Origin of the sequence: Paenirhodobacter enshiensis, from assembly GCF_000740785.1 — a bacterium.
Taxonomy (GTDB): domain Bacteria; phylum Pseudomonadota; class Alphaproteobacteria; order Rhodobacterales; family Rhodobacteraceae; genus Rhodobacter; species Rhodobacter enshiensis.
On record NZ_JFZB01000093.1, the window covers coordinates 1 to 610 of the forward strand.

General features: G+C 63.3%; 1 protein-coding gene. It reads right to left on the bottom strand.

Annotated features, from left to right (window positions below):
- Window positions 1–542: DDE-type integrase/transposase/recombinase (locus CG50_RS16030; protein WP_036640683.1), on the bottom strand; the 542-nt coding region annotated here is incomplete at its 3' end.
- Between the last annotated feature and the right edge of the window lie 68 nt (window positions 543–610).

The following is a 610-nucleotide window of genomic DNA, read 5'->3' on the forward strand; positions in this document are numbered from 1 at the left end:
GACCTCAGCAGGAACTCCTGCGTGACCCGGCCCAAGGTGCCGAATCTGGTGATCAGGGCATGCTCCAACGCGCTGGCTGCGGTCGTAGCCTTACCGGATCGCGACAAATGCCAGCCCAACAGCTCGCGGGTGTGGCAGTCGATGACCAGGGCCAGCGTGGCCCAGCCATCCCGCCCGGCCCAGACCCGGCACATGTCGGTCGACCAGCGTTCGTTCGGGGCTTGGGCCACGGACGGGATCGCCTCAATGCGGGGGCGCATGCCAACGGGACGCTTGCGGACCTGCCAGCCCTTGAGCTGAAAGACCCGCTGCACCGTGTTTTTGTTAAACCCCAGAAGCCAAGCTACGGTCCTGTAACCGAAGGACGGTTCCTGCTCGATCATGGCCTTGATCGGCTCAGAGAACCGCGGATCGACCTTCGGAGCTGCCTTGGTTGGCAGGTAATGCACCGTCCGGCGCGGCACCCCAAACCAGGCGCAGAGCTTGGTCAGCGGAACCTTGATACCCTCAGCGAGAAGGCCCTGATGGATGCTCTGGATCATTTGTCGTCCTGTGCATCCAGCAGGGCCTGGTATTTTTTTCGCGCGCGCAACTCCAGCATGGCCTCGCC